The 11972-nt window shown below is 59.3% G+C and carries 12 protein-coding genes; 7 read left to right on the top strand and 5 right to left on the bottom strand.

The genetic code is table 11. The annotated features are described in order from the left end of the window. Positions 1–8: 8 nt before the first annotated feature. On the bottom strand, positions 9–1412 hold the full coding sequence (locus FHW77_RS08400; RefSeq protein WP_004442275.1) for an L-serine ammonia-lyase: 1404 nt from the start codon (positions 1410–1412) through the stop codon (positions 9–11). 650 nt (positions 1413–2062) lie between these two features. On the opposite strand from FHW77_RS08400, the gene FHW77_RS08395 reads away from it, so the two are divergent. Beyond that, positions 2063–2410, top strand: a complete 348-nt coding sequence (locus FHW77_RS08395) for a hypothetical protein (RefSeq protein ID WP_004442278.1) — start codon at positions 2063–2065, stop codon at positions 2408–2410. A 9-nt stretch (positions 2411–2419) separates the two neighbouring features. On the opposite strand, the gene FHW77_RS08390 is transcribed toward FHW77_RS08395, so the two are convergent. Beyond that, positions 2420–3184: a phosphodiester glycosidase family protein gene (locus tag FHW77_RS08390; RefSeq protein ID WP_004442280.1), complete on the bottom strand. Its 765-nt coding sequence runs from the start codon at positions 3182–3184 to the stop codon at positions 2420–2422. A gap of 109 nt (positions 3185–3293) precedes the next feature. Next, positions 3294–3455, bottom strand: a complete 162-nt coding sequence (locus FHW77_RS08385; protein ID WP_004442283.1) for an entericidin domain-containing protein — start codon at positions 3453–3455, stop codon at positions 3294–3296. Between the two features lie 188 nt (positions 3456–3643). Between FHW77_RS08385 and FHW77_RS08380 the strand changes: the two genes are divergently transcribed. Further along, positions 3644–4420, top strand: a complete 777-nt coding sequence (locus FHW77_RS08380) for a formyl transferase (RefSeq protein WP_034498985.1) — start codon at positions 3644–3646, stop codon at positions 4418–4420. Positions 4421–4510: 90 nt separating this feature from the next. Beyond that, positions 4511–5431 (top strand): methylenetetrahydrofolate reductase, encoded by a 921-nt coding sequence (locus FHW77_RS08375; protein ID WP_034498988.1) that lies wholly within the window; start codon positions 4511–4513, stop codon positions 5429–5431. 45 nt (positions 5432–5476) lie between these two features. Here FHW77_RS08375 and FHW77_RS08370 read toward each other — a convergent pair whose 3' ends face one another. Continuing rightward, positions 5477–6415: a LysR family transcriptional regulator gene (locus FHW77_RS08370; RefSeq protein ID WP_169692031.1), complete on the bottom strand. Its 939-nt coding sequence runs from the start codon at positions 6413–6415 to the stop codon at positions 5477–5479. A gap of 70 nt (positions 6416–6485) precedes the next feature. Here FHW77_RS08370 and FHW77_RS08365 point away from each other — a divergent pair, with 70 nt between their 5' ends. Next, positions 6486–6704, top strand: coding sequence for a DUF1127 domain-containing protein (locus FHW77_RS08365; RefSeq protein WP_004442294.1), 219 nt, complete (start codon positions 6486–6488; stop codon positions 6702–6704). 271 nt (positions 6705–6975) lie between these two features. Then, complete coding sequence (locus tag FHW77_RS26960) at positions 6976–8016, top strand: GlxA family transcriptional regulator (RefSeq protein ID WP_004442297.1); 1041 nt, start codon at positions 6976–6978, stop codon at positions 8014–8016. Between the two features lie 237 nt (positions 8017–8253). Here the strand turns inward: FHW77_RS26960 and FHW77_RS08355 are convergent, their stop codons facing one another. After that, positions 8254–9729: a bifunctional ADP-dependent NAD(P)H-hydrate dehydratase/NAD(P)H-hydrate epimerase gene (locus FHW77_RS08355; protein ID WP_004442300.1), complete on the bottom strand. Its 1476-nt coding sequence runs from the start codon at positions 9727–9729 to the stop codon at positions 8254–8256. Between the two features lie 357 nt (positions 9730–10086). Here FHW77_RS08355 and FHW77_RS08350 point away from each other — a divergent pair, with 357 nt between their 5' ends. Both FHW77_RS08350 and glnA read left to right on the top strand, forming a co-directional pair. Further along, complete coding sequence (locus FHW77_RS08350) at positions 10087–10425, top strand: P-II family nitrogen regulator (protein WP_003515720.1); 339 nt, start codon at positions 10087–10089, stop codon at positions 10423–10425. Between the two features lie 70 nt (positions 10426–10495). Next, entirely contained in the window at positions 10496–11905 is a 1410-nt protein-coding gene (gene glnA / locus FHW77_RS08345) for a type I glutamate--ammonia ligase (protein WP_004442307.1), read from the top strand. The last annotated feature ends 67 nt before the right edge of the window (positions 11906–11972 follow it).

Genomic DNA, 11972 nt, shown 5'->3' with positions numbered 1-11972 from the left:
CAGCCCGCTCAACACTCCACAACGTTGACGGCAAGGCCGCCGGTTGAGGTTTCCTTGTATTTCTCGCTCATGTCGTTGCCGGTCTGGCGCATGGTTTCGATACAGGCATCCAGCGGCACGAAGTGCTGACCGTCGCCTTTCAGCGCCAGCGACGCCGCCGTGACCGCCTTGACCGCGCCTAGTGCGTTGCGTTCGATGCAGGGCACCTGCACCAATCCGGCGATCGGGTCGCAGGTCATGCCGAGATGATGTTCGAGCGCGATTTCCGCCGCATTCTCGATCTGCTCGGGCGATCCGCCCATCACCGCCGCAAGACCTGCAGCCGCCATGGCCGCAGCCGATCCCACTTCCCCCTGACAGCCCACCTCCGCGCCGGAAATCGACGCGTTATGCTTGATGATGCCGCCAATCGCTGCCGCCGTGAGGAGAAAGTCCCGCACGTCGTCGACGGTGGCATCCTCATGGAAATGCCGGAAATACCGCACTGTCGCCGGCACCACGCCCGCAGCGCCATTGGTGGGCGCGGTGACGACACGGCCGCCGGCCGCGTTTTCTTCGTTCACGGCCATGGCATAGACGCTCAACCAGTCATTCGCCATGACGGGATTCAACCGGTTGCTACGCCATTCCGCATTCAGTTTTTCATAGATCGAACGGGCGCGGCGACGCACCTTGAGGCCGCCGGGCATGATGCCGTCCACCTTCAGCCCGCGCTCGATACATCCGTTCATCGCGTCCCAAATCTGGTCCAGCCGTTCATTCAGCTCTTCGCGCGAAACAACCGTCTCCTCGTTCGCCCGTTTCATCTGGGCGATGGTGCGGCCGGACCGCGCGGCCATTTCCAGCATTTCCTTCGCCGTGGCGAAAGGATAGGGCACGCGCGGGCCGTTATCGATGGTCTTGCCGCGCTGCTTGATCGCCTCCAGTTCCGTGTCGGTGACGACAAAGCCACCGCCGACGGAATAATAGATGCGCTTGACCAGCAGCCTGCCCTGGTTATCGAAAGCGGAGAAGGTCATGCCGTTCGCATGGCCTGGCAGCGGGTTCTTCTTGTCGAAGACGAGATCTTCGGCCGTCCTGAACTCGTAGGTCGGATGGCCGGGCGGCGTAACCGTACCGGCCTTCTCCACCGCCTCTATGATGGCGTCCATCGCGTCGGGATCGACAAGGTCCGGCCGCTCGCCGGTCAGGCCGAGAATGACTGCCCGGCCGGTGCCATGACCAATGCCGGTGAAGGCGAGAGACCCGTGCAGGCTGACCTTCATGCGCGCGACGGCGGCACCGGCGGGGCGCGGCCACTCGTCGCTGAGGATCAGCGCCAGAAAGCGGTTGGCCGCCGTCATCGGTCCCATCGTATGCGAACTGGAAGGACCGATACCGATCTTGAAGACGTCAAAGACCGAAAGAAACATTGAGTTTTTCCTGCGTAATGGATTCCGTCACATCATATCCAAAGCTGGAACTTATCGCCACAAAAGAGCGGCACCGGCTTTTGCAGCTGCGACATGGGCCTCCCGGAAACGAAAACAGCACGGTTTCCAGAGGAAAACCGCGCCGTTTCAAAACCCGTCAATCAGGAGAGATGCTTATGGGCTGCCAAAAATGTACGTCAATGCGAGAAAAGCGGCAAAGCCTGCGAGTGCGCGCAACGTGACGCCCCAGCAGGATTTCTGAGCGGTTTCTTCCATGATTACTCCAGCTATTCACTCTCCGGGGGATCTTCAAGACCCGGCCCGTGGAGGAAGCATTTATTAAAATCCGGCGCGGAAGGCAAATGCAAAAAGCGGCTAAATGAAGGCGTTTTCGACGGGCTGCCATTCGCGCTTTGCATAGGTATGTTAAAAAACAAAGCGTTAGCGCGACGCTGAAAACAGTGCCATTTCTGTCCTCGCCGCAATTTAGGCTAAAGTGTAACCGTTTTTTAAAGCTTTCATACAAACACCTGTTGAAAACGGCGGACGCGGGCACGTTGCTGTCGCAATTCTTCCGCTGAAAGCCATCTTGAATGGCTGCGACCGCTGCTTTATCGACCATGGTCAAACAGCAACGATGCGAGTCCCACATGCAGACATCCTCTTTCCCCGACCGTGAAACTGTTGCTTCGAAACTGACCTCGCTTGCGAGTGAGGATAAGGCATGGGTGTCGTTGCTGATGGAGAACGCGCTGCAGGACGAGAACCTGCTGGCAGGCCTTAACCTTTATCTCGACCAGCAGGCCGGCGCTCGTTTTCTTAATAGCCTGAAGCTTGAAGCCACCGGTGAATGGCTGGGTGGCCACGCCCCTGCCCGCCTGCAAATCCGCCTCGCGGAAATTGCGAAGGCAAGCCAGCATCCTGCTTATCTCGCCTTCCGTAAGGGGCTGACGGCTTCCGCCGGCCTTGAAAAAGCCTATCCCAAGGCGCCGATCTGATCGGCTCGACTAATCCGGCACCCTGTCGACCACGGCGATGATCGGCCCCATGGGGAACAATGAATCTCGCCTCTTCATCGCGGGAATATCGACGCTGGAAATGGTGCCGTCGAGATAGAGCGCATTCGGTGAATCCAGCACATCCCTGAACAGGGTGGCGAAATCGTAAAAGCGCACGGTATTGTCCGAAATGGCAAAATGTACCATGCCATCGCGAGAGACTCCGACGCCGTTGCGGCGCTTCAAGCTGTCGCTGTCGGGCAGAAAACGCGGATGCACTCCGCCGTCGATAACAAGCATCGGCCCGGACTGGGTGGCAAAATCGGGCTTCGGGTCGGCCGTCAGATAGGCTTCGGTCGCCAGCACGCCCGCCCTGTGATCCTTCAGGTAAAACACGCCATTCGGAAGAAGATGGAAATTGCCCCAGCCACCGCGGGTGCTGAGTGGCGAACGTTCCACGCCGTTTTCGATAAACAGCCCGACGGGGGAATAATCGGAATGATACATGCCGCCATTCATGGCGAAGACACTGAACATGTGCTGACGCCAGAGCGCGGAGGATAGATCGGCGAAAGAACGATATCCCTGTCCTGAGACATGGTCGCGGTCGTAAATCCGGATGGTGCTTTTCGCCGGATCGAAACTGCAGACGGTATAGCGGCCGCCCGCATGATCCACGATTCTGCAGAAATCCACCTGCCCGCCCGCTTCGGCCGCAAATGGAAGCAGCAACGGCAACAGCAGCTTCGCCAGTCTTTTCATCGATCTGTTCATGCCCACCCCGTGATTCTCTTCAGGGGAACATTCGCAGGGAAATTCGGTCAAAGAAAAGGCGTCACCCTGGCTTCAGGGAGACGCCGGACTTTCAGAAGGGGAGATGTCGTCAGCGACGGGCGGCGCGGTCGACGCTACGGCCGGCATCCTGGGTCGCATCCACGGCGTTCGCCGTATCCCGGCCCATGCCGCGAATGGTGTTGCCGCAAGAACTGAGCGTCACGACGGTCAGCAGAGCCACGAAAACGGTCGAAAGAATGCGTGTGATCATTTGAAACTACTCCCCTATGACTTGCCGTCCGAGGCAAGCGCCGATGTGATATGCGTCACAATAACGTGAGTCCCAAAATTCGGTTCCAGCGGCGTTTCAAAAAATCCTGTCGATGAAAATTAACATGGTTTTGAGCTTCGCGAGGGAAACTGCGCGTGGATCGTGGCTTGAGAAATCCAGTGGGTGACATGACTGACATCAATAATCGGCTTCTGGTGATGACGGCGGGCGGCGTGAACCCTAACGTCATGATCAATGCGCTGGCAGCGCGATTTCCCGACATCCATGTGTTCATGGAACAGCCCGAAAGCAAATCGGCCATCCTCAAGCGCCGGGCAAGACGCCTCGGCTGGATTGTCGCAGTGGGCCAGCTGGCGACGATGGTCGCATCGCGGCTCGGCAAACGCTTCACGGTACGAAGAAGCAAAGAGATCATTGCGGAGCATGGTCTCCTGCCTGATCTGGGCGGCACCATTCCAGTCACGCATTTCGCCTCGCTGAACGATGAAGAATGTCGCAAGGCCGCCAATCTCCTGAAACCGGCTGTCATCTTCACCATTTCCTGCCGTCTGCTGACGCCGGCGACGCTCAGGGACCTGCACTGCCCCATCATCAATTTTCACGCCGGCATCAACCCGGCCTATCGCGGCCAGATGGGTGGATACTGGGCGCTGGTGGAAAAGGACCGGGGCAATTTCGGCGCAACCGTGCATCTCGTTGACAAGGGTGTGGATACCGGCGCCACACTTTACGAAAAACGGCTGAAACCCTCACCGTCCGACACCATCGCCACCTATCCCCTTCTCTTGACAGCAGCCTCGGTCGATATCGCCATCAATGCCATCGAAGACGCCTTGTCCGGCAGCCTTGCGCCGCAGCCGCCCTCGCCCGGAAAGTCGGTGCTCCGCTTTCCACCAACAATCTGGACATGGCTCTGGAACGGTCTGACGAAACGGGTCTGGTAGCGCCGCCGGCACCGCGCTCGGCTCAAGCTTCGTCGCAGATGCAGGGCTGTCTTGCCGCAACAGGCACAGACTTGGCCTCAAAAACGGTGCATGATAATCAAAAGGATCATGCACACATTGCCCGATATCTCCGCCACTTCCGTCATCCCCGCCTCCATCGAGGCCTCACCCGCGCAGGTGCTTGGCCCGGCAAGTCTTGCCGGTCTTTTTCCGCAGGGCGTGCGCGTTTATCTGACAGATACCGGAGCCGCCTCGCAGGTGAAGCTGGTCGATGCCGCAAAGCATCTGCGTGATCTCGGTTATGAGCCCGTTCCGCACCTTGCGGCCCGCCGTATCGCCTCTCGCATCGATTTCGAGGAACAGGTGAAGCGGCTTGCCGGCGACGCCGGCGTGACCGACGTGCTGGCGGTCGGCGGTGGCGTCGAGAAGCCAGAGGGCCCGTTCACGTCTACCATCGACATGCTTTCCACGGGCATTTTCGACCGTTGCGGCATCAGGCATATCGCAATTGCCGGTCATCCGGAAGGCAGCCCCGATTTCAACGACGAAACGGCGACGGCCGCGTTGCGGCTGAAACGCGATTTTGGCGAAAGAACCGACGCCGCCATGCGCATCGTCACCCAGTTCGGTTTTGATTCCGCCCGCTTCATCGCCTGGGCAGAAGGGCTTGCCGCATCCGGTATCGATCTGCCGGTGCATATCGGCGTTTCCGGCCCGGCCAAGATCACCACGCTCCTGAAATACGCCGCGCTCTGCGGTGTCGGCAATTCCATTGCCTATCTCAAGAAAAACGCGCTTTCCCTGACCACGCTTGCCAGGGGCCATTCACCGGAAAGCATCGTCGGGCCGATCGAACGGCACTGGCGGGACAATCCGCAAGGACCGATCCGGCAGATCCATGTCTTTCCCTTCGGCGGGCTGCAGGCGTCGTCAGACTGGCTGGTCAGTCGTGGCAGCTGGCGGACCGAAAACGCGGATCACGCCGCAGCCACGGGTTCGGTGGCGATCTAAGCGGCGCGTCGACGGCGCATGATGGCCGTGACGCGTTCCTTCGCCTCATGCCGCCTTCGCGACCTCGACGAATGCATTGCGAATGCTTTCCGCCACCGCGAGCACCGGCCGCGACGCCTTGTCGCCCATAATCAGCCGGATATCGAAATAGCCGAGTTCCGGCAGGCCTTCCTTCTCACCCAGAATGACCATGTCGTTCAGCACATAAGATCGTGGCAGCGGCGCGATGGCGAGATCCGCGGCAATCGCCGCACGCTGTGCCATCGTGTGGCCGCTGAGATAAGCCACGCGGAAATTGCGCCCACGTTTTTCCAGCGAATGAATCGCCTCCGAACGCCAGATGCAGCCCTCTTCCCATATCGAGATCGGCAGCGGATCGCGCAGATAGGCCGTGCCGCATTTCGCACCCGCCCAGACGAGCCGTTCGCGCATCAGCACCTCGCCGGTATCCCTCAGCGGATGTGAAGCACAGTTGACGAGGGCGAGATCAAGACGCTGCTCGTCCATCCGCTTATAGAGATTGGAGCTGGCATCGATTGTGACGTCGATCATGATGCCGGGGAAAGCCTCGGCGAAACGCTTGAGAATGCCCGGCAGCAGCCCGCGCTCGCCAATATCCTCCGGTGCGCCGAGACGCACCACACCGGACAATTCGGGCATGACGAAACGCGACACCGCCTCGTTGGACAAGGCAATCATGCGGCGCGCATAAGTCAGAAGCGTCTCCCCATGCGCCGTCAATGTCACCGAACGCGCATCGCGCAGGAACAGCGTCGTTTTCAGCTGCTCTTCTAGCTTCTTGATCTGCATCGAAACGGCCGATGGTGTTCTGAACACGACTTCGGCGGCGGTCGAGAAGTTTCCCGTTTCCGCAATGGCGACGAAGGTCCTCAATATGTCGTTATCCAGCAACGGCAGCGGTTGGCGGAAAGTCACGGTCATGGCACGCACCTTCAAATATTTTGATTTATAGATGGATATCATTTCGTTTGATTGAATGTCAACAACGGCGCACCATCCTCACATCAATCGTGGTTCAGGAAAGGATGAAGACATGACCATGATACATTACCTGCCCGCGGCGAACCGCTCCCCGCATCGCCCGTCATCCGCCGGCTGGCTGCAGCGCCTGTCAGGCAATATCGCCTCCCATTATGCGTCATGGCGCCGTGCGAGGATGCTCCGCGCGCTGGAAGCGCTCCCGCCTGAAACATTGAAGGATATCGGATGGCCCACAACCGACAACTACGGCAGAAGCGTCATTCGCAAATGACCGCCGGCCGATGGCTCGCAGCCTTTCTTACGCCCGCGAGCCATCGCCCTCTGCGGGTAAATGGCGGCCCCCGGGCGTAAATTGGCCTGCCTGTTTTACATGCGACGCGACGCCCTTTAAAAAGGCTTGTCGCAAAATTTGCATATTTCAAAAGCTATTTTTTGACAGCCCCGATTCCACGGCGTATTTTTCGTTAAAGATGTCGCATACAGGACATCCAGAAGACCAATTCCAAGGGAGGAATTGCGTATTCGCAACGGAGCACGGGCAAATGAGCAGAAACTCCCAGAAGAAGCGCTCAATCGTCTTTTTTCTCATTCCGCAATTTACCATGCTGCCCTTCGCCGCAGCGGTTGAAACGCTTCGCATCGCCAACCGAATGTTGGGCTACCAGGCCTATGAATGGCGCATCGCCTCGCTCGATGGCCAGAAGGTCATGTCCTCGAGCGGCATCTGTCTTGAGGCCGATACCTGTCTTGCAGATGAGCGGCGTTACGTCAGCGGCGAAAACCGCCCGGAAATGGCAATCATCTGTTCGGGCATCGATGTGGATCAACACATCAACAAATCGGTCAACGCCTGGCTGCGCGAAGCCTATAATCGCGGTATCGCCATCGGCAGCCTCTGTACCGCCGCCCATATCCTTGCGCAGGCTGGCCTCCTCAACGGCAAACGTTGCGCGATCCACTGGGAAAACCTGCCCGGCTTTTCCGAAGCCTTCCCGCAGGTGGAAGTCTACGCAGATCTCTTCGAAGTCGACAGCAACATCTATACCTGCGCCGGCGGCACGGCCTCGCTCGACATGATGCTGAGCCTGATCGGCCAGGATTTCGGCGAGAACCTCGTCAACCGCGTCTGCGAACAGCAATTGACCGACCGCGTGCGCAGCCCCAACGACCGCCAGCGCCTGCCGCTGCGCGCCCGCCTTGGCGTGCAGAACAGCAAGGTTCTGTCGATCATCGAATTGATGGAAGGCAATCTTGCCGAGCCGCTGTCGCTGCTCGATATCGCCGACGCCGCCGATCTGTCGCGCCGGCAGGTGGAACGCCTCTTCCGCCAGGAAATGGGCCGCTCGCCCGCCCGCTATTACCTTGAAATCCGCCTTGACCGCGCCCGTCACCTGCTGGTGCAATCGGCCATGCCGGTGGTGGAAGTCGCCGTCGCCTGCGGGTTCGTGTCAGCGTCGCATTTCTCGAAGTGTTATCGCGAAATCTACAATCGCACCCCGCAGCAGGAGCGCGCCGAGCGCAAGCTGCTGATCAGTGCTTCGCGCATGGCAATGGCGAGCCAGGCAGGCAAGGCCGCCCATTGAAGGCGGAGTTGAAGGTCCCGAGCGCGACAGGACTTGTCTCAGAGCAAAAACCTGTCCTCCGTCATGCCGGACTAGATCCGGCATCCAGCCACCGCGCGTCTGCGCCGTGAGAAGAGTATTTCGCGATCAAGGACCTGATCGCGCTGGAGCCCGTATCCAGTCCGGGGTGACGAAGTGCGGATGATGGAACTGTGGTAAGAGCGCAGGTTCAGCGAGCAGCCAGCAAATCAGACCAATTCACCCAAACGGCCGAACCGCATGGGCGAGGTCCTCCGCCGTCATGCCGGCGCCCGCTCTGTCGCCCGCCTCGCCATGCAGCCAGACCCCGGCTGCAGCCGCTTCGAAGGCAGGTGCGCCCTGCGCCAATAGCGCGCCGATGATACCGGCCAGAACGTCACCCGATCCCGCCGTCGCAAGGCTCGCCGGGGCGTTCGTATTGACCAGCGCCCGGCCATCGGGCGAAGCGATCACCGTGTCCGCACCCTTATAGACCAGAACCGCGCCGCTGCGCGCCGCAGCGACCTGCGCCTTCTCGATCTTGCTCAGCCTCCCATCGGCCGCCAGATCGGCAAACAGCCGGGCGAACTCGCCCTCATGCGGTGTCAGCACGAATTTGCCCGCACCGGAAGTGATACGCTCGAACAGGACATCCGTATCATCCCTGAAGGCCGTGATCGCATCGGCATCCAGCACCACCGACTTGTCGCCAAGCAGCGACACGAGTTGCCGCGCCTTTTCGAGATCGCCGAAGCCCGGGCCGAGAACGAAGGCGCCGTGGCGCTCATCGTCAAGCCACACGCGTAGATCGTCGGCATTGTCCATCGGAACGTTCATAACGGCCGTCAATGTGACAGACAGCACGTCGAGCGCCGCTTTCGGCGCTGCGACAGTAACGATCCCCGCCCCCGCCTTCAGCGCTGAAAGCGCGGTCATGCGGCTAGCACCCGTCGCATGGGCGGGGCCCGAGAAGACCGTCAGGTGCCCCCTGCGGAATTTATGGGTCTCCATACCGGCGCGCGGCAAGGCATCCCGCCAGACAAACGGATCGTTTTCCGCCACCGATCCCCTATGAGCCTCCAGGATACGCAACGGTATGCCGATATCGAAAACCTCCAGCGCTCCGCAAAGCTCCCGCCCCGGCATCAGCAGATGACCCGGCTTGCGCGCCATGAAGGTGATCGTGCGCTCCGCCCTGAACGATGCGCCAAGCGCCACGCCACGCCGGCCGCAAAGCCCCGAGGGCAGATCCACGGCAAGAACCGGCACCTTCGCCTGCATGACCGCCTCGATCAGCCGGACTAGCTCCGGCGGAACATCGCGGGACAGCCCGGCTCCGAACACGGCGTCGATCACCACGTCGCCGGAAAGAGGCGTATAGGCATCAAGCGGCAGCGGCGTCACGCCGCTCCGCTCCAAGGCCACGCGTGCATCCCCCTTGAGAAGGCCGATATCGCCGAGATGATGGACCTCGACTTTAGCGCCGCTTTGCGCCAGCTCCCGCGCCGCAACATAACCGTCACCTCCGTTATTCCCGCTGCCGCACAGGACGACGAAGCGCAGCGCCTGCGGGTAATGCCGAAGCGCCGAAGCAGCCACCGCCTGCCCCGCACGCTCCATCAAATCGTAAAGCGGGATGCCGGATTGGCCGGCTGCCGCATCGATGCGCGCCATCACAGCCGGGTCGATAAGGAGGAACTCGGAAATGGAGGTCATGCCACATCATTCCTTCAAAACGCAGGAAAGGCAATCGATACAAAAATAAGCAAAATTCGGAGACCAAAAAATACTCAAATGCATATAATATGTGCAATAGCTCAACCCGCGACCACAGCATAATCGAATTTTAAAAATTTCTAATATTAAAGAAAACCGCAGAAATGCTGATGGATTTTTCGGATTCTAGTGACGAATTGCCGGTAGAACCGCGAAAAGCGAATGCATTTTGTGCGGGAATGGCCGCGGGGCGAAGTTTTTTCTTCAAGCCCGCTTCCGATCTGGCACAATACGTGCATTCTTGTGGCAGAGCGGGAGTTACCTGCTTTAACGGGAGAAGCGGAGAGATATTTTCTCATGAAAAAGATCGAAGCGATCATTAAGCCTTTCAAGCTCGACGAAGTGAAGGAAGCCCTTCAGGAAGTCGGACTTCAGGGAATCACGGTCACGGAAGCAAAAGGCTTTGGTCGTCAGAAAGGCCACACGGAACTCTACCGCGGTGCAGAGTACGTCGTGGACTTTTTGCCGAAAGTGAAAGTCGAAGTCGTATTGGCGGATGAGAATGCGGAAGCCGTCATCGAGGCGATCCGCAATGCGGCGCAGACCGGACGCATCGGCGACGGAAAGATTTTCGTTTCCAATGTCGAGGAAGTAATCCGCATCCGTACCGGTGAAACAGGCGTGGACGCCATATAATTAAAAAAGTCCTGAGCCGGGGAGGCTTGGGTTTTCACCTCGTCATCATCACACTCAAGGAAAAGTTTAAATGACGACCGCAAACGATATCTTGAAGCAGATCAAGGATAACGACATCAAGTTCGTGGACCTGCGCTTTACCGACCCCAAGGGCAAGCTGCAGCACGTCACCATGGACGTGGTATGCGTCGACGAAGACATGTTCGCCGACGGCGTCATGTTCGACGGCTCCTCGATCGCCGGCTGGAAGGCCATCAACGAGTCCGACATGGTGCTGATGCCAGATCCGGCCACCGCCCATGTCGACCCGTTCTTCGCCCAGTCCACCCTGGTCGTCCTTTGCGATATTCTCGACCCGGTCTCGGGCGAAGCCTATAACCGCGACCCGCGCGGCACCGCCAAGAAGGCCGAAGCCTACCTCAAGGCATCAGGTATCGGCGACACGGTTTTCGTCGGTCCCGAGCCTGAATTCTTCGTCTTCGACGATGTGAAATACAAGGCAGATCCCTACAACACCGGCTTCAAGCTCGATTCGTCCGAACTGCCGTCCAATGACGACACCGACTACGAGACCGGCAACCTCGGCCACCGTCCGCGCGTCAAGGGCGGTTATTTCCCGGTTCCGCCGATCGACAGCCTGCAGGACATGCGCTCCGAAATGCTGACGGTTCTCGCCGAAATGGGCGTCGTCGTTGAAAAGCATCACCACGAAGTGGCTGCCGCACAGCACGAGCTGGGCGTGAAGTTCGACACGCTGGTCTCCAGCGCCGACAAGATGCAGATCTACAAGTATGTTGTGCACCAGGTCGCCAATGCCTATGGCAAAACGGCAACCTTCATGCCGAAGCCGATCTTCGGCGACAACGGCTCGGGCATGCACGTTCACCAGTCGATCTGGAAGGGCGGCAAGCCGACCTTCGCAGGCGATGAATATGCCGGTCTTTCCGAGACCTGCCTCTATTACATCGGCGGCATCATCAAGCATGCCAAGGCCATCAACGCTTTCACCAACCCCACCACCAACTCCTACAAGCGTCTGGTGCCGGGTTATGAAGCGCCGGTTCTGCTCGCTTACTCCGCGCGCAACCGTTCCGCCTCCTGCCGTATCCCCTTCGGCTCCAACCCGAAGGCAAAGCGCGTCGAAGTCCGCTTCCCGGACCCGACCCAGAACCCCTATCTCGGTTTTGCGGCCATGCTGATGGCCGGCCTCGACGGCATCAAGAACAAGATCCATCCCGGCAAGCCGATGGACAAGGACCTTTACGACCTTCCTGCCAAGGAACTGAAGAAGATCCCGACCGTCTGCGGTTCGCTGCGTGAAGCGCTGGAAAGCCTCGACAAGGACCGCAAGTTCCTGACCGCAGGCGGCGTGTTTGACGACGACCAGATCGATAGCTTCATCGAACTGAAGATGCAGGAAGTCATGCGTTTCGAAATGACCCCTCACCCGGTCGAATTCGACATGTACTACTCGGCCTGATCGGCCCTGCGGGCGCTCCACCGGGGCGCTCCATTCATCGCGGCGGTTTTCCCCGGAAAGCCGCCGT

Source organism: Agrobacterium sp. RC10-4-1 (assembly GCF_014138475.1).
GTDB classification, from domain to species: domain Bacteria; phylum Pseudomonadota; class Alphaproteobacteria; order Rhizobiales; family Rhizobiaceae; genus Agrobacterium; species Agrobacterium pusense.
Note: the sequence above shows the minus strand (reverse complement) of the source record. Positions and strands in the feature narration are given on the sequence as shown.